This window comes from Pseudoduganella plicata, from assembly GCF_004421005.1.
GTDB classification, from domain to species: domain Bacteria; phylum Pseudomonadota; class Gammaproteobacteria; order Burkholderiales; family Burkholderiaceae_D; genus Rugamonas; species Rugamonas plicata.
The window spans coordinates 2,829,235-2,847,137 of sequence record NZ_CP038026.1 but is presented as its reverse complement, the minus strand read 5'-3'; the positions used below and the strand labels follow the sequence as shown (position 1 = coordinate 2,847,137).

At 61.2% G+C, this 17,903-nt stretch carries 12 protein-coding genes; all 12 read left to right on the top strand.

Features of this window, described 5'->3' with window-relative positions; genetic code table 11:
- The first annotated feature begins 92 nt into the window (after positions 1-92).
- The 12 genes from E1742_RS12365 to gspG all read left to right on the top strand — a co-directional run bounded on the left by E1742_RS12365 (position 93) and on the right by gspG (position 17,889).
- Positions 93-9,455: an NBR1-Ig-like domain-containing protein gene (locus E1742_RS12365; protein ID WP_166793471.1), complete on the top strand. Its 9,363-nt coding sequence runs from the start codon at positions 93-95 to the stop codon at positions 9,453-9,455.
- On the top strand, positions 9,449-9,913 hold the full coding sequence (locus tag E1742_RS12360) for a hypothetical protein (RefSeq protein ID WP_134385197.1): 465 nt from the start codon (positions 9,449-9,451) through the stop codon (positions 9,911-9,913). The genes E1742_RS12365 and E1742_RS12360 overlap by 7 nt, the downstream gene beginning before the upstream one ends.
- Before the next feature lie 220 nt (positions 9,914-10,133).
- The gene (locus E1742_RS26765) at positions 10,134-11,222 is read left to right on the top strand and encodes an RHS repeat-associated core domain-containing protein (protein ID WP_229466752.1); all 1,089 of its coding nucleotides are present in this window, start codon (positions 10,134-10,136) and stop codon (positions 11,220-11,222) included.
- Positions 11,212-11,844: a hypothetical protein gene (locus E1742_RS12345; protein WP_134385195.1), complete on the top strand. Its 633-nt coding sequence runs from the start codon at positions 11,212-11,214 to the stop codon at positions 11,842-11,844. The genes E1742_RS26765 and E1742_RS12345 overlap by 11 nt, the downstream gene beginning before the upstream one ends.
- Before the next feature lie 509 nt (positions 11,845-12,353).
- Positions 12,354-12,515: a DUF2283 domain-containing protein gene (locus E1742_RS12340; protein WP_134385193.1), complete on the top strand. Its 162-nt coding sequence runs from the start codon at positions 12,354-12,356 to the stop codon at positions 12,513-12,515.
- A 317-nt stretch (positions 12,516-12,832) separates the two neighbouring features.
- On the top strand, positions 12,833-13,303 hold the full coding sequence (locus tag E1742_RS12335) for a GspMb/PilO family protein (RefSeq protein WP_134385191.1): 471 nt from the start codon (positions 12,833-12,835) through the stop codon (positions 13,301-13,303).
- Positions 13,296-13,835: a hypothetical protein gene (locus E1742_RS12330; protein ID WP_134385189.1), complete on the top strand. Its 540-nt coding sequence runs from the start codon at positions 13,296-13,298 to the stop codon at positions 13,833-13,835. Before E1742_RS12335 ends, E1742_RS12330 begins: the two co-directional genes overlap by 8 nt.
- On the top strand, positions 13,835-16,126 hold the full coding sequence (locus tag E1742_RS12325) for a secretin GspD/PilQ domain-containing protein (RefSeq protein WP_134385187.1): 2,292 nt from the start codon (positions 13,835-13,837) through the stop codon (positions 16,124-16,126). Before E1742_RS12330 ends, E1742_RS12325 begins: the two co-directional genes overlap by 1 nt.
- On the top strand, positions 16,123-16,614 hold the full coding sequence (locus E1742_RS12320) for a prepilin-type N-terminal cleavage/methylation domain-containing protein (RefSeq protein WP_134385177.1): 492 nt from the start codon (positions 16,123-16,125) through the stop codon (positions 16,612-16,614). Before E1742_RS12325 ends, E1742_RS12320 begins: the two co-directional genes overlap by 4 nt.
- Positions 16,608-16,988, top strand: a complete 381-nt coding sequence (locus tag E1742_RS12315) for a type II secretion system protein (protein WP_206076749.1) — start codon at positions 16,608-16,610, stop codon at positions 16,986-16,988. The genes E1742_RS12320 and E1742_RS12315 overlap by 7 nt, the downstream gene beginning before the upstream one ends.
- On the top strand, positions 16,970-17,458 hold the full coding sequence (locus tag E1742_RS12310; RefSeq protein WP_166793470.1) for a type II secretion system protein: 489 nt from the start codon (positions 16,970-16,972) through the stop codon (positions 17,456-17,458). The genes E1742_RS12315 and E1742_RS12310 overlap by 19 nt, the downstream gene beginning before the upstream one ends.
- A complete protein-coding gene (gspG, locus tag E1742_RS12305; protein ID WP_134385171.1) occupies positions 17,455-17,889 on the top strand; it encodes a type II secretion system major pseudopilin GspG in 435 nt (144 codons plus the stop codon). Before E1742_RS12310 ends, gspG begins: the two co-directional genes overlap by 4 nt.
- The last annotated feature ends 14 nt before the right edge of the window (positions 17,890-17,903 follow it).

Sequence of the window (17,903 nt, the reverse complement as noted above, 5' to 3'; positions counted from 1 at the left end):
GTACGCCGGAGTAATCAGGGTGGATTATGGTCAGGCAGCAGTCGACGGTTGTAATGGGGTGTTTGCGCGCACGGGCGCAGCAATTGGTCGGGATGATCCGCTGGCTCATGCTGGCGCTGCTGATCCTTGGCGCAGGCGGTGCGTCCGCGCAGGTCAATTTCTTCAACCCTGCCATCAGTGCCACCAGCGGCACCGCCGACGCAAGCGGTGTCTTCAGGGTTACCTTTTCGGGCAACGCCAGCGCGCAGGACCGGTTCGATGCGGTCAATCAGATACTGGTTGCCGAAGGCGAATCATTCCTGGATGCGGTTGACTATGAGGTGGTCTACGATCCCAATATCGAAGGGTACGTCAACACGGTTCGCTCGATCAGAAATACTGTCGCGCTGACGCCGGGTACCCATACGCTGCGCCTGATCGCGCGCACGGAGCGCGGCAGTGAGGCGGGCACGCAATATTTCGTGGTCAACGTGGCCGCCGCTCCTACCGCTCCCGCCACCAGGGGCGCTACGGTAACGGCGCAAAGCATACCGTCAGCGATGTCGGCGGGACAGGCCTATGCCGTTTCAGTGACGATGAAAAATACCGGCAACGTCACATGGACCGTGGGCGGCCAGGATCCCTATGCGCTGGGCTCCCAGAATCCTGCAAACAACACCATCTGGCATCCAGGCAGGGTTGCCGTCGCCACTGCGGTAGCGCCAGGGGCGTCCTACACGTTCAATTTCACCGTCACGGCACCTGCGACCCCGGGCACGTATGACATGCAATGGCAGATGCTGCAGGAAAATCAAGCATGGTTCGGCGACTTCGTGCATGCACCGATTACCGTCACCGAAGCATTGCCGACGGTGTCCCTGACCAGCCCGGCCAACGGCGCCAGGTTCACCACGACCACGACCACGGCAACCGTCGCATTGACGGGCAGCGCCGCCGGCACCGCCGGCGCCACGATCGCGCGCCTGGAATTTTTCGACGGGGGCACATCGCTGGGCTATGTCGCCAGCACCAGCATCAGCCTGAGCAAGGCTTTGGCCGTCGGGTCGCACACGATCGAGCTGCGCGCCACGGACAGCCGCGGCAAGACCCGAAGCGCCTTCTCGACGATTACAGTGGCCGGTCCGGCGCCAACGGCAACGCTGACGGCGCCGCTCAACAATAGCGCCTATGTGATCTCGTCCGGCAGTACCGTCAATGTGCAGGTGACGGGCACGGTCAGCACCGGCGCCACGATCACGAAACTCGAAGTGCTGGACGGCGCGACGCCGATCCATACCACCAGCGGCACATCGATCAACGTGGCGCTGGCACTGGCTGCGGGCAAGCACGCGCTGCAGCTGCGCGCGACCGACAATGCCGGCCAGGTCGGCACCAGCGCCGTATCGACTGTCACCGTCGCCGCAAGCACCGCCGGCGATGCGGCCGGCTTTGTTTCGCAAACCATGCCGGCCGCGTTGCGTGCCGGCCAGCCGGTGACGTTCAGCGTGTCGATGGTGAATACGGGTACGACCACGTGGAGCGAAGGCGCATCCTTCCGGCTCGGCTCGCAGAATCCGCAGGATAACCGCGTCTGGGGCGGGCGAGTCTACCTGACCGGTAGCGTGGCACCGGGCCAGACCGGTACCTTTACCGCCACGGTAACGGCGCCGCAAACGGCCGGCACCTATAACTTCCAGTGGCAGATGGTGCACGAGGACGTCACTTGGTTCGGCGCCAAGACCGACAACCTGAGCGTGACGGTCACGGCGGGTGCGGGCCCGACGGCAACATTGACCGGCACGCCGACCAACGTGCGCGTGAGCGGTACGGGCACGGCCGCGGTGACGCTGACGGGCAATGGCAGCCGCAGCGGCGGTGTCGTCAGCAAGCTCGAACTGTTCCAGGCCAACGCTACCGGCATGTATGCCGCCGCACCGGTCAAGACGGTCACGGGCTCGACTGCATCGCTGGCGATGAGCGCGCCGGTCAACCTGGCCGCGGGCATCCATTTCTTCAAGCTGCGCAGCACGGACAGTGCCGGCCTGCAGACGGAATCGCGTCCCGTCATCGTCAACGTCACCAACAGCGCGCTGCTGGGCACCATCGGCGGCGTGCGCACCAATGCCGCCGGCACGGCCGAACTGTACGGCTGGACATGCCAGTCGGGCAGCACCACGCCGCTCAATTACAAGGTACTGCTGGACGCGCCAAGCCTGGGCAGCGGCGGCACGGAACTGACGACGGGCGTCGCCAATGTGGCCACCGAACTGGACAACGCCAGCGTGCAGTCGCAATGCGCCACGCCGGGCACCGCGCACCATTTCGTCGTCAACCTCAGTACCTACATCGCGCAATACGCTGGGCGGCGCCTGTACGTCTGGGCCGAAACGGCCAACAAGGCGCTGAACGTCTCGCTGCCGTGCGTGGACAACAACTGCACGATGCCAGGCACCACGCGCGTGGGCATCACAACGCCAACGGCGAATGCGACGTACGTCTATCCGAATCCCGCCTTCCTGAAAATGAAGCTGACGAACTACAGCGGCACGTTCGACGAGGTGGGCTTCTACGTCAACGGCCAGTGGATCGCCGCGCAGCCGGACGGCGCGGCAGGCGAGTACTCGGTACAGAAGACGGGGCTGGCCGTCAGCACCGCGCCATACACGGTCTATGCGGTGGCGCGCCAGGGCAGTACCGCCATCCAGAGCGCTGTGGTTCCGTTCTTTGTGAGCGCGGCCAGCACGATTACGATCAATGCACCGACTGCTGGTGCCGAACTGACGACAGGCATTGCGCAGACGTTGACGGCTACGGTCAGCGGGACCGTGCAGAGCGTGCGATTCCTCGCCAATAATGCCGAAGTCGCTTCCGCAGTCAACAGTGGCGGCCGTTGGGTGGGTAACTGGAGCCCAATGGCCGCTGGCACATATTCGCTCATTGCGCGCGCCTATGACGGTACCGGCGCACAAATCGGACAATCCGCCGCGGTCTCCGTGACGGTCAAGGCTGGCACTACATCCGGCGTTCCGAAGCCGGTCACCATCGCACCACCTCATCTTGGCAATGCCGATGCGGGATCTCTGCCGGGTAGCCTTGCCGTGGCCAACGACGGTGCTGCCACATACGGCATGGAGCTGACGGTGCCGCCGGGAACGGCCGGTCTGCAGCCGCAGTTGTCGCTGAACTATTCCGGTAACGCACCAAATAGCCAGCTCGGGCTTGGCTGGTCGCTGGGCGGCCTGTCGACCATTACCCGTTGTGGCAAGACCATTGCCCAGGATGGCGTGAACGGCCGTATCGGTTATGACAATGCCGACAGGCTGTGCCTCGACGGCCAACGCCTGAAACTGGTCAATCTGCCCCAGACCGAAGCCAATTACTGGGCGGCCAATGCTGAGTTCCGGACCGAGTCCGAGACCTTCAGCAGGATCAGGGCCGTCGAGGTCGGCGGCAAAAGAAGCTACAAGGTCGAGACCCGGGACGGTCGCATCCTGACGTATGGTGCCCAGTCAGGCTATGTGACCCCCGTCATCGGCACACCCAATAGTGGCGTGCTTGGTGCTGCCATCGGTCCCAAGGCAGGAGCGCGCGCGTGGGCACTGGACAGTGTGACTGACCGCGTCGGCAATTACATCAACTTCAGCTATACGCTCGACAGCAGCACGGGCGAGCATCTTGTCGCGGCAATACGTTACGGCGGCAATGGCAAGCCGGCGCATGCGGCTGTCGAATTCACCTACGCGATCCGTAACGATGCATGGACGCGCTATCTGGACGAGACGCGTGCCGACATCCGCAAACGCCTTGTATCGATCAAGACCTATCACGGGACCGATCTGACCGGCAGCCTGTCCAATGGCACCCTGGTGCGCACGTACACCCTCGACTACGAATACAGCCCGACCAGCGGACGCAGCTTGCTGAATCGGGTAACCGCGTGCGCGCGCAATCCGCAATCCGGGGCCAGCGAGTGCCTGCCAGCGACACGTTTTGATTGGGGCAAGCCGGATCCGGGCAAGACGCCTGGCTTTGTCAGCAAAGGCATGTGGGCGAACGGACCCATCATGACGACGAACAATCCGGCTGCTGCGGCGAATACGATATTCCCGCCGTCAGCGAACCATCTGGAGTATTTCTCGTTCAGTGACTTCGGCAACGACGGCCTGACCGACGTCCTGGAGAAGCGTGTAGCAGGGCCCGTCCCTGACGACCTGGATTCGTACGCGCAGAGAAGTCGTGACGCGAACAATCCGCTGCCTCCGGGGACGCTGCGCAGCCAATATCGTTATTTCCACAATACAGGCAGCGGTTTTGCCCAATACAACTACAACGTCAATGTCGGTGGGGCGAATGTGAATTTCGCAGTGCTGGACGTGGGCGATTTCAACGGCGATGGCGCCCCCGATCTGCTGGTAGGAACTCAGAGCTCCGGAACAAAAATCTGCCTGTCTCCGCTGGGCGCCGCCGGAAGCATGCCGGCAGCGGGTGGCACGATTACTTTTGTGTGCAATAACTGGCCGGCTGTCGGAGAAAATCGTGGCAGCGAGATGCCTTATGTTGTCGATGCCAATGGCGACGGCAAAATGGGTCACTACTCCGCCTACAAACTCGATGGCACCGCCACGTTCTGCGCGGGCAGCAGCTGCATCACGGACACCAATCCGCCCGTGAGCGTGCTGACACCGCCGGTGGCCGACAGTGCGCAAATGATGTTGCAGCCGTTGCGCGACTATGCCAGTTTTACCCAAATGGTGGACATGACCGGAATCGGTCGCCCAACGGACGTACGCTGGACACAGGCCTACGCCTATCGCTTTGTCGATACGGACGGCACTGTATCCAATGAATACACGTGGCTTAATCCCCAGGCAGCGGTGGTCGTGACGGACCTGGGCGTTGCCGGCAGTCAGGCCACGAGAGACTTCCGTTCCTACGTCTATCCTGAAGTAACGCCCTGTACCGATTCGCTCGAATGCCGGCCTTACCTCTTCGATTACCCGGCTACTGGCGGCACGTTGTCCGCCGATTTCAATGCCTCGGGCTACAACGGGGTGGCGTTCGGCTATATGGGCATCGACAGTTCGCTGCGCAAGCTCAAGGCGCCGGAATTCACGGTTTGCAACTCCACCGGCCGCGCCCTTGACTGCGCGGTCCGGCGCAAGTACAGCGGCAGTGCCTATCAGGCCGTGCTGGCTGTCGGCAATTTCGTCGGCGACGGAGCACCGTCGATCCTAACCAGTTCCGTGACCTTCGATGTGCATGGTGTGGCGACGAGAACCGGCAACCTGCAAGTGTGCCGCCTGCTTGGCGATGATACGACCGGCGGTACTGCCGCTGCGGACAACAATATGGTGTGTACGCCGTGGGCCGGAGTTACCTACCCGCGGGAAATCGGCAGCCTCGCGCAGGACCGCGTTTTATTCCTCGACCTGCTTGGCACCGGCAGCGCTCAACTGCTGTACTACCACAGCGGAAAATTCGTCAACAAGGTGTGGCAGGAAGATGGACGTTGGGAATTGTTTGCTCCTGTCGATGTGGCGCGGGATAACGAGGCGCTGGACCGTATCGTCCAGGTGACGAATGGTCTGGGTGCCACCTCGTCCGTGCAATATCTTGACGGCATTGCGGCAAATGTCGTGACCCTCAGCGGCACATCGACCCTTGCCTATCCTGCTCGCGTGGCACGCTCTCCCGGAAAGGTCGTCGGTCGCATGCTGACGGACAACGGCGTCGCGGGTACGCGCACTGTCTCGTACCGTTATCAGGACCCCGGTCTCGACGTCAGCGGCCGCGGCGCCCTCGGCTTTGCGAAGATCGAAACTATTGACGAGCAGAAAGGCCTGACGACGGCGACGCGCTATGCACAGCAATGGCCGCATACCGGCACGATGCTGGAGCAGACGATCCGGACCAACGCTGGCGTGCTGCTGCAGGAAAGTAAACATGTGCTGCAAACTCAGGGAATTGCCCAGGCAAACGGCAGCACCTCCACGCTTCCGTACGTCGATACCACGACCGTCAGGCGTATCGATCCGCTGGGCGTTGACCTCGGCACTGTGGTGACGAAGAACACTTACGGGGATGGCTGGGGCAACCTGACGGCCAACAGCACGACAACGAGCCTCAGCGCTGCAGGCAGTCCGGCGTACGTCACCTCGAGCGCCACGACGTTCCGCAACGACGGCGCAAGCTGGCTCATCGGCAAGCCAACGCTCAGCCGGGTGACAAAGACCGATCCCGAAACCGGCAGTATTACCCGGACGGTCAGCAACGACTACGATGCCACGACGGGTCTGATGAAGCAGGAGGTCAGGGAGCCCGACAATGCAACGTTGAAGGTCACGACGACATTCGACCGCAGTGCCAACGCGTTCGGCCTGGTCAACGTACGTACCGAAGCGTGGACCGATCCGTATGACGCAAAGGCCAAGACCCGGCAAACGTCGACGGCATATGACGCCAACGGCCGCTATGCCAGCAAGGTGACGAACGCGGCAGGACATGCTGAAACACAGGGATATGATCCGGCTACCGGAGCGCAGACCGGCCTGACGGGGCCGAATCAGCTGACCACCAGCTGGGCGGTCGATGGATTCGGCAAGCCTGTCAGGGAATTGCGTGCGGACGGCAACGAGACGCGTACCTATACGAAAAAGTGCGACGCTTCATGTCCAGCCGGCGCCACGGTGGCGCAGGTGACGGAGTACTTCCATGGAGCGGATCGCATCGCTGTACCGCAAGTGGTCTACAGCGACCGCGTTGGCCATGTCATCCAGAGCCGCAGCTGGGGCTTCAGTGGCAAGGCCATCGTTGTCGATCGTCGTTACGATGCGTTGGGCCGTCTGTACGAACAGGCTCAGCCGCGATTCGATGGCGAAACGTCGTACCTGGCGCAGCGCTACGGCTACGACATTCTCGACCGGCGGACCAGCGTTGTCTCCCTCGATGAAAGCGGGAATGTTCGCGAAGCCACGTCGGCTTACAACGGCTTGACCACGGTCAGTACCAACGAACGGAGGTTCACCCGCACCGAAAAGCACAACGTCATCGGCCAGCTGCGTTCCGTAACTGACGCCAAAGGCGTCGAAACGAAATTCGGCTACGACGCATTCGGCAACCTGCAGACGACGACGGACCCGATGGGCAACGTGATCAATGTGACCTATGACGTCCTGGGACGGCGCACGGACCTGAAGGATCCGGACCTTGGCTGGATTCATTACGATGTCGACCCGCTGGGCCGCACATGGGCTACCACGTCGCCCAAAGATCGGGCGCTGGGGAAAAAAGCCCGGGTCGAGTTCGATAATGTTGACCGTATGGTCGCTCGCTATGAAACGGACCTGGAGTCGCACTGGGTATATGACACCGCGCCAAAGGGTGTCGGACAGCTGGCCGAGGCGCACACCGGCACTGTCGCGGCGAAGGATTATCGTCGACTGCATACCTATGATGCGTACGGACGACCGTCGCAGACCACCCAGCTGATCGGTTCCGACAGTTATGTCAGCGCCGTTGGCTATGACGCGTGGGGACGCACGGTTCAGCAGAAATACCGCCGCAACAGCGATGCCGAGAAGACCTATGACTCGCGCTACAACGACAAGGGCTATCTGGAACGCATCGAGCGGGCCGGTTCGGTACTTTGGACCGTCGACACACAGGACGCCTCCGGCCGGACCACCGTGGCATTGCTGGGCAATGGGCTGAAGCAGACTAAAACCTTCAACTCGTACACGGGCCTTCAATCGAACGGCCTGTTGCAGACAATGGCCGGCAGCCGGCGACTGGAGGAAAGCTACACGTACGATGCGCTGGCCAATGTCGCGCAGCGCAGCCAGTACTGGGAATCCCAGGGGTTCCAGGAGCTGTTCACATACGATGGCCTGAACAGGATCGAAACCAGCCAGGTGACCGGACAGGCAAAACAGACCTTTACCTACAATGCCGCCGGCAGCATCCTGACGAAGACCAACGTCGGCACACAGCCGTACGTGTATCCGTCCGCGGGAACGGCACAGCCGCACGCCGTCTCCAGCATTGGCGGTGTCGGCAGTTTTGGCTACGATGCCAACGGCAACCAGACTGTCGCGCCAGGGCGCACCGCAACGTGGACGAGTTTCGACATGCCACGTCAATTGACGAAGGGCGCGGTCATCCAGAACTTCGTCTATGGACCGGAACACCAGCGTGCGCGCATGGACCGGACCGATAACGGCACGTCGTTGAACTACGGCGGCGCGCAGGAGGCCGAAATCTCCGGCACCCAGGTCACGGTCAAGACATACTGGCCGCTTGGCCTCGGTCTGGAAATCGACAAGCCAGGCCAGGCGACCGAGCTGGTGTGGACGCACAGCGACCGGCTGGGCAGTATCGTTGGCTTGACCGATGCCACCGGCGCGCTGAAGGAGCGGTTGGCCTACGACGCATGGGGCAAGCGCCGCAGCGTCGACGGCGCCACCACGCCGGATTCGCTGGACGGACAGGTCGACAAGCGCGGCTATACGGGTCATGAAATGCTGGACCAGCTCGATCTGGTACACATGAACGGGCGCGTGTACGATCCGCTGGTCGGCAGGTTCCTGTCGGCCGATGTATTGATCGAGAACCCTGTAGACGGCCAGAGTTACAATCGTTACAGCTACGTACTGAACAATCCGACCAACCGTACCGATCCGACGGGATTTGCATCAGACCCAGCCAAGGAGCCGACTCGAAAAGACTATGTGGACGTGGTCAAGTCGCACTGCAGCGGCTCGGCGGATCCTTTGTGTGCCTTAAGGCTGAAGCGCGAAGTCGAAAAGGTCCTTGAAGCTAATCCTGGCGCGTATATCGTTGGCGTCAAGACTGGAATTGGGGCAGATCCAAACGTACGACAGACTAAAAATCCCGGGGCGTCGAATAGCTCTGCTAACAGTACGATACGTACGTTCAGTGACCGTATCGACACCGGAACTGCGTTGAATGGCGACTCAGTTGTCATGCAGACCGGTTCATGGAAAGAGAGCAGCACCCGCAAGTATGGTACCGCCGACCAGGTGATGGGGCAGTGGCTCGATTTTGATCTCGTCAATCAGCTAGGTAAAACCGCTGGAGCCAGCGACCGTCAACTTTTTTGGCTCGGCATGGCTGGTATGGTAGGAAACCCGAAACAATTAATCCAGAAAGGCCTAGGGAAAATCACTACGAAAGTCCTGCGCCGCAAGTCGCTCGGGAGGGACGGAGCTGAGTCGATGCAAATTATCGAAAAGCTTGATGATGAAATGATATCCAGGACTCATAAAGTGACCAAGAACGACGAAGTTCTGCACGGACATCAAAATCATACAGGTAAATACGGCGGGGAGCGCCAATTTCCGGATGAGTGGACGGGAACTCAGACGTTTAACGCCCCGTATGAAAATATTCCCCGAGTTTCGGGCCGGAACCTGTGCCGCGCGGCACTACGAGGTATTGAAAGGTTGCAAATATGTTAGAAGGCCGTGAGCTAGATTACCTGTGGGAGATATTTTATTCCAAATTCGTTCGGGGCGATGAAAACCGAGTCAGGGACTTGACGGCTTCCTTTTATGAAAGGGGGCTGTCTTTTCCTGATGAGGTGGAATCGCTGATGCTGAAATTCTGGGAGACTTGGGATGTCAACCATTTGATAGCCCTGATGAAAAAGACCGTCACAGGCTATTTTTTTGATCCGGCGAGGCATACATGGCTGATCGCTCTGTTGATGGCAGGCGGCCATTTGTTGCCTAATGAAGCGGTAAGTCTTTTATTGATACCTGGCCGGAAAAATATGCGCGTTGACCCGGCTATCCAGAACGTCATTGATGTTGCATGGTTGATCAAGGAAGACGTGGCTGTAGGTTTTGAAGCGGAAAAAGAAGAAACATTGCTCAAAGACGCTCTCGCTGAGGTACTGAAGGGCTCCATGCACTAACTTGAACGTCGTTAAGGCCCAATATGGCTTAGTCGAGCGCTCGCGCAGCGCCTAAGGCTCATACTCGAACTGCGGCGGCGCGCAGGAGGCCGAAATCTCCGGCACCCAGGCCACGGTCAAGACATACTGGCCGCTTGGCCTCGGTCTGGAAATCGACAAGCCAGGCCAGGCGACCGAGCTGGTGTGGACGCACAGCGACCGGCTGGGCAGTATCGTTGGCTTGACCGATGCCACCGGCGCGCTGAAGGAGCGGTTGGCCTACGACGCATGGGGCAAGCGCCGCAGCGTCGACGGCGCCACCACGCCGGATTCGCTGGACGGACAGGTCGACAAGCGCGGCTATACGGGTCATGAAATGCTGGACCAGCTCGATCTGGTACACATGAACGGGCGCGTGTACGATCCGCTGGTCGGCAGGTTCCTGTCGGCCGATGTATTGATCGAGAACCCTGTAGACGGCCAGAGTTACAATCGTTACAGCTACGTACTGAACAATCCGACCAACCGTACCGATCCGACGGGATTTGCATCAGACCCAGCCAAGGAGCCGACTCGAAAAGACTATGTGGACGTGGTCAAGTCGCACTGCAGCGGCTCGGCGGATCCTTTGTGTGCCTTAAGGCTGAAGCGCGAAGTCGAAAAGGTCCTTGAAGCTAATCCTGGCGCGTATATCGTTGGCGTCAAGACTGGAATCGGGGCAGATCCAAACGTACGACAGACTAAAAATCCCGGGGCAGCAAGTAACTCGACAAATACTACTGCAAGTGGCAAGGCTTCTCACACTGTGTGGGAAGATGCAAAAGAAGCCTTTCTTATCAATGATATCCAGCGTGTATATGTAACGGCCAAAAAACTCGCGACGGACACCGTGAATTATATTGGTGGGGACGATAAGGGGAAGGAAGCTGCGGGTGCCAGTTTCAGGAAAAATTGGCAGGAGTATGTAGGGCTGGGTATGATGTTGGTAACACGAGGCCGAGCTAGTGAGGGTGCGCTGGCTAAAGGTGCGCGCGCGCCTAACATGACCCCGGCAGGAGCTGGACGTGCAGGTGCTTTTAATGCGGCCAAACGTGAGGCTGGAATACCTACAAGTCAGCAACCTAGTCGGACTTTGCCCAATGAGGATTTACGTGGCAATCCACAACCTGGTCGAATTTACGAATTTGAGGTGCCCGCACCTGGCGGTGGAACTCGGACGGTACGCATACGTGATGACGCCGGGGGGCATAATTATGGTCCAGGAGACCCTCAAAACCGTGGCTCCCATTTTAATGACCCAGCAAAGAATCATTACGATTATGACCATTAAGCTCAGTTTTTCAGAAAACATTCTCGATATTAACGATGTGATAAATGTTCGTTCATATGGTGCCCCCGGGAGCTGCGAGCTAGGTGGCGCCACTTGGTTGGAGGCTGGGGTGGCACCGTATGATTCATTGTTGGCCGTACTGCGGTTCATCTATCGTCTGGTACAAAGAAAACTGCCCCGACATAGGATGTGGGTGCTAATTGCTAGTCCGGCTTGGCAGCCGGACACGCGAATCACCCGATACCATAAGCTTTGGGGCGCCCTTAAAGCACGCGGGATTGAAATTTCTCATGCCTGTGAGGCGAGCGAATACGTTGTTGCATCGAATGAGGGGGTGAAATTTTTTGGTTCAATCTGTATTTCTGAACTTTCGCTACCTTCAGTTGCGAAAGCTTTATTGGCTGAAAAATCGGCGTATATCCTTTCATGTTCCGGGCAGTCCACCATGGAACAATTAGTTGAAACTGGATGGCGCGGCGAGCTCGGTCATGACATGGCTCTCATTGAGAGTGTAACCAAAAGTGACAGCCTACTGTTCAAAGTCTTGGGGGAGTTCGATGATCGGGAACGCGGTTTGGTTGGAATCGGAAAACCGAATCTGTTGAGAGATTTTTGTAATTAGGTCGCGCAAACATTATATCGATGGGTGAGTGCTGTTGTTATGTTGCAGCGTTCTTGTTGCCATCTCCAATAGCGAGGTGTCTGACGGACGCCGGCTGGGCGTTTTTCTCACTGGCGCGACTGCCTGACAAGTTGATCGTTGTACTTGAGACCGAATTTGACGCTCGTCATACCGAGATTTATCTCGGCATGGACGTATGGCGAGGGGAAGGCGTCAAGTTCACAGTGATTCGTGATCCGTCGTGTCAGATAGAGCTTATATCTGCTCAGTTGTACGGTCATGAGGCGGCGAAGCTGGAGGGCGTACTCGCTTCGGCTGGTTTTAAAGATGTTGAGGTCTTTGTTCTGTCAGCATCTGATGCTTAGGAAGCCGATGGCATGTTAGGCGTTCGAGATCCATGGTTCACGACGATGCCGCAAATAGCAGGGCGCGCGCTGGTGGTTGATGGGTTACGATCTTCCTGGCCTGGGGCGACTACCCGTGAGCAAAGTTAGGGGAAGCATACTGCGATGGCGAAAATGATGTTGAAGATCAGCGAAGACGATGAAGATGTTGCGTATCTAACGCTGCCGAACCATTCAGGCCAGCGCACAGCAGGAGCGGTGCAGAAACAGGCGAAATTGCATGATCTCATTAAATACAATGGTCCTGATATTCATTTTGGACTTTGACCAAGGATGGCAACCTCATCGGAATTGAGATTCTCACTTGACACCTGATGGTGAGGCAAGCCAGCGGCGGCTGGGCGAACAACGCTGTGGGCAGCGCGTTCAGTCAGCACTGCAAACCGTCCAGTGCGCCCGCAGCAACGTTGTTTTTCTGCACCGTGACAATTGGTGAGAATCCAAATTACCTCCTAACAATATAATCCCCTCCCAAGCGCAACCAGCCGGGCGCATCTTCTGAAAGCATAAAGTTGCGCGCCGTACGATTCTTCCAGTTCTACCTGCTCCGCAGTTGGCACAGCCAGCCCCTGGCTGCAGTTGCGGTGCTGGCCTCCTCTCTGGGACTGGCGGTCATGCTGGGCGTTGCATGGCGCGTGGAGAGCGAACGTCACCAGGTGCGCGACGATATCGCCGCATTGCGCCATGCCCGCACCCAACGGCCGGCGCCCATGTCCGCCGACAGTGGCGCGGCTGCCGATATTCCTGTGCTGCCGGACTTCGACAGCGCGGCGGTCGTGCACACGTTTACTTCCGTCGTCACGCAGGCCGGGTTGCCGCTCGACGAAGTCAACTACGCGCTCGAGGATACGCGCGAACAGCCTTATCTGCGCTACCGCATCAGCCTGTCCGTCAAGAGTGGCTATCCGCAGCTGCGCAAGGCCGTGGCCGCGCTGGCCAGCGAGATGCCGAATGTGGCGCTGGACGCGGTCCGCTGCGGCCGCGAGAACCCCGCCATGACGGCGCTGGCGTGCGAGCTGACGTTCTCCGGCTTCTTCAGGAAACCGCATGGTTGACGCGCGGGTCCGCTGGGCCTTGATCCTGTGCGCCCTGGCGCTGACGGTCGGCGCCATCTTTTATCCGACGGCCGAGGAGTCCGGGGATGTCGTCCCGGCCCTGGCCGAGCGCGACACCGCGCGCAAGGCCGGCTCAGTCCCGTCCGTCGCGACCAGCGGCGCGGCAGCGGCAGCACAGCCGCACGGCCCGGACTGGGTCGCCAGCGACGACGATCCATTCATGGCGCGCGGCTGGCAGGCCGCGCCGGCTCCGGTTCCGGTCCAGGCGGCGCGCGCCGTCGAGCCGGTGGTGGTGGCGGATACGGCGCCACCACCGCCGCCGCCGCTGCCTTATCAATTCGTCGGCCAGATGGTCGACGACGGCAATCAGGTGATCTATCTCAGCCGCGGCGACCAGGTGCTGCTCGCGCGTCAGGGGGAAACGGTCGAAGGAACATACAAGGTGCTGAACATCGGCGCGGCGCAGATCGAATTCGAGACGCTGTCGTCGGGGCTGCGCCAGACATTGCCGATACCGGCGCAGGACAGGTAATGACACTGAAAACAATGAAGCGGCTCGGCACGATCGCGGTGCTTGCCGCACTGGCGGGATGTGCCGCGCAGTCGCACCATCGCAGCGGCATCGCCGCGCTGGAGCAGCAGGATTATCCGCTGGCGGTCAGCGAGCTGGCGCAGGCCAGCCAGCTCAAGCCGGAAAGCATCGAATACCGGCGCGACTGGCTGCGTGCACGGGAGAACGCAACCAACCGCCTGCTCCAGACGGCAACGGCGGCGCTGGCGCGCGGTGAGCGCAACGATGTGCAGCAGGCTTACCAGACCGTCCTGAAATACGATCCGGACAACGCCCGTGCCCGCGCCGGACTCGATAACGTCGCCTCGATGGCGCGCGCCGACGAGGAGGCAAGCAACGCACGTGCGGCCATGAAATCCGGGGATGTCGCACGGGCGGCCGAACTGCTGACGAGCGCCCTGAAACGCGTGCCGGCGCATCCGGAAGCGCTGACGCTGCGCGCCGAACTGGATGCCGCGCAGACGCAGCAAAGCGTCACCGCGCCAAGCCTGGGCGCCGCATACCGCAAGCCCATCAACCTGGAGTTCCGCGATGCCAGCGTCAAGATCGTCTTCGACGCGCTGGCGCGCACGACCGGCATCAATTTCATCTTCGACCGCGACGTCAAGCCGGACCAGCGCACGACCGTCTTCCTGAAACAGACCTCGCTGGACGACGCCATCGACGTGATCCTGTCGACCAGCCAGCTGGAAAAGAAGGTGCTCAACGCCAGCAGCGTGCTGATTTATCCGAACACGCCGGCCAAGCTGAAGGAGTACCAGGACCTCGTCGTGCGGGCGTTCTACACGGCCAACATCGAGGCGAAGCAGGCCGCCACGATGCTCAAGACGGTCCTGAAGCTGAAGGATATCTACGTCGACGACAAATACAATATGCTGGTGCTGCGCGAAACGCCCGAGACGATCTCGCTGGCGGAAAAGCTGATCCGCCTGCAGGACCTGGAAGAGCCGGAAGTGATGCTGGAGGTGGAAGTCCTCGAAATCAACCGCACACGTCTGCTCAACGCCGGCGTGCAGTGGAACAGCCAGCTGACGGTGACGCCGCTCGGCGCCACCAGTTCCGTGCCCGTCAACGGCACGTCCACGTCGGCAATGAAGCTGAGCGACCTGCGCAACCTGAACTCCACGCAGATCGGCATCACGGTGCCCAGTGCCACGATCAACCTGCAGAAGACGGTGGGGGACGCCAACCTGCTGGCCAACCCGCGCATTCGCGTGCGCGACCGCGAGAAGGCCAAGATCATGATCGGTGACAAGGTGCCCGTCGTGACGACCACCAGCACCAATACCTTCGTCACCGAGAACATCCAGTACCTGGACGTGGGCCTGAAGCTGGAAGTCGAGCCGGACATCCACGTGCGCGACGAAATCGGCCTGAAGATCGGCCTGGAGGTCAGCTCGCTGGTTTCGTCGGTCAAGACCAACAACGGGTCGCAGGCATACCAGATCGGCACCCGCAACGTGAATACGGCGCTGCGGCTGAAGGACGGGGAGACCCAGGTACTGGCGGGCCTGATCAGCGACGAAGACCGGGCGTCCGGCAACCGCATCCCGCTGCTGGGCGACTTCCCGATCCTGGGCCGCCTGTTCGGCAGCCAGAGCGACTCGACGCAGAAGACGGAAGTGGTGCTGTCGATCACGCCGCGCCTGATCCGCAATATCGCCCGCCGCGATCCCGCCCAGGAGGCATTCTGGTCCGGTACCGAAAGCACGCTGCGCGACCGGCCGCTGCAACTGCGCACGATGGACGCGAAGGGCGCCAGCGGCGCGCCGGGCGCTGGTGCCGTCCCCGCGGCGGCGGCCGGCACGGACGCTGTCGTCACGCCGGCCGCCGGGCCGGACGCGCCGAAATTCGCCTGGACCGGCCCGGCCAGCGTCAAGGCAGGGGAGACGGTCACGCTGAAACTGAACATGGACAGCCCGAAAGCGCTGCGCGCGGCGTCGCTGCAACTGGGCTTCAATCCGGCCGAATTCGATATCGTCTCGATCGACGACGGGGGCTATTTCAACCAGGGCGGCAAAGGGGCATTCAGCAAGTCGGTGGACGCGGCCAGCGGGCGGGCCTCCGTCGGTTTCAACAACGAGGGCGGCGAAGCGAAAGGCGAGGGCGCCGTGCTGGCGGTCACGCTGCGCGCCCGCGTCGCCGCGCCGGAAGCCCAGGTCAGCCTGATCGCCGCCACGCCGATTGGCGCCAGCACCGCCATTTCCCGCCCGGCACTGCCGGCCTGGCACCGGATCGCGATCACGCCATGACGGCGCCAAGGACGCGGCGGCCGGCGCGCGGCTTCAGCCTGATCGAGCTGCTGGCCGCGGCGGCCATTCTCGGCATTCTCGCGACCGTCGCGGTGCCGGTGATCGAAACGACAATGCGCCGCGAGCGCGAGCACCAGCTGCGCACCGCCCTGCGCGACATCCGCGAGGCGATCGACGCCTACAAGCGTGCTGCCGATGCAGGCAAGATCGTCGTCAAGTCCGACGAATCGGGCTATCCCCATTCGCTGCTGGACCTGACGGCGGGCGTGCCCGACGCGACAGCCAGTGACGGCCGCCGCCTGTACTTCCTGCGCCGGGTGCCGCGCGATCCGTTCGTCACGAACCTGGCCGTCACGGCCATCGACAGCTGGGGCAAGCGCAGCTACCTGTCGCCGCCGGACGCCCCGGTGGCGGGGGACGACGTGTTCGACGTCTACTCGACATCGGCGCAAAAAGGCATGAACGGCGTGCCGTACCGGGAGTGGTAACGATGCGCCAACGCGGCTTCACGCTGATCGAACTGCTGGTGACGATGGCCATCCTCGGCTTGCTGGTCGCCGTGGCGGCGCCACGCTACTTCGGCAATCTGGACCGCGCCAAGGAAGACGTGCTGCGCGAGGACCTGTACATCATGCGCGACGCGATCGACAAGTTTTATGCCGACCGGACCCGGTATCCGGACACGCTCGATGAGCTGGTGACGGAGCGCTATCTGCGCAAGATCCCGGTCGACCCGTTCACCCAGAGCGCGCGCAGTTGGATAGCGATGCCACCGGCCGATCCGGCCATGGGCGTGGTCGCGGACGTGCGCAGCGGCGCCCCCGGCAAGGGGCGGGACGGCACATGGCTGAAGGACTGGTAATGCGGCGCCAGCAAGGGTTCAGCTATGTAGTCGTGATGTTCCTGATCGGCGTGCTGTCGATCGTTTCGGTGCGTGCGCTGGAAAACACGCTGAACACCGAACGGCGCGATCTCGAGGCGGAACTGCTGTGGCGCGGCCAGGCCTACCGCGAGGCGATCCGCCGGTACTATGTTGGCGGGCCCGGCACCGCGACCAGCTATCCGCACGAACTGAAGGATTTATTGCATGACCAGCGCCTGGTGCGGCCCAGCCGGCCGTTGCGCAAGCTGTATCGCGACCCCCTGACCCCGCAGGGCGAGTGGGGGCTGGTGCATGACGAAAGCGGCGCCCTGATCGGCGTGTATTCGCGCTCGCAGGTCAAGCCGCTGAAACGCGCCGGATTTCCGAAGGAGCTTGCCGGGTTCGACAACGCACAGCACTACAGCGACTGGAAATTCGTGTACCGTCCCAACCCGGAAAGCAAGCCATGAACACCACCATCCCGGCCGTGCGCCAGCGCGGCTTTACGCTGCTGGAGCTGCTGGTCGTCATCGTCATCATCGGCCTCCTCGCCGCGTTCGTGGCACCCCGGTATTTCAGCCAGATCGGCCGCTCGAAGACGCAGATCGCCAGGGCGCAGATCGAGTCCTTCGAAAAAGGGCTGGACCAGTTCCGCATCGATACCGGCCACTATCCCGCGCAGGAAGCGGGGCTGGTGGCGCTGTTCGTGCAACCGCCGAATGAACCGAACTGGCAGGGGCCCTATCTGAAGAAGGGCATTCCCGCCGACCCGTGGGACCACGCCTATGTCTACAGGTTTCCCGCCGCCGATCCCGCCCGGGAGTACGACATCGTGTCGTTCGGTGCCGACGGCAAGCAGAATGGCATCGGCGAAGACGCCGATGTCGCCAGCTGGAACTGAGGGGCGCCCATGCA